The organism is Pseudomonas sp. AC463, from assembly GCF_979253585.1.
This window is the reverse complement of the sequence record NZ_CEEDDZ010000876.1, coordinates 1-255: the sequence shown is the minus strand read 5'-3', so window position 1 is coordinate 255 and position 255 is coordinate 1. Positions and strand designations below refer to the sequence as shown.

Here is a 255-nt window from a genome sequence, read left to right as displayed (position 1 = left end):
TCTCTGCACTTCCTCCTTGTCTTCCACCAGATGGTAATATGTGAACTGTTTGGAGTCCGAGACATCGCCCCCACGCTTGCGTTTCAGCTGCATGAACACCGTTACAGGCCTCTCGATCTTCATCTTGTGATAGGGCGGTGTCCGGAACACAATGGCATACTGTTTATGAACGTCTGTGGGAGAGAAGTCCCCAAAGGCTTGCCATCCATTCTCATCATCCTCATAGAACCGAACCTCAATGTCGTCTTTTTGCAA

At 49.4% G+C, this 255-nt stretch carries 1 protein-coding gene; it reads right to left on the bottom strand.

What is annotated here, in order from left to right; genetic code table 11:
- The coding region (locus tag AC0IYH_RS32720; protein ID WP_471838521.1) for a hypothetical protein at window positions 1-255 on the bottom strand (255 nt) is incomplete at both ends.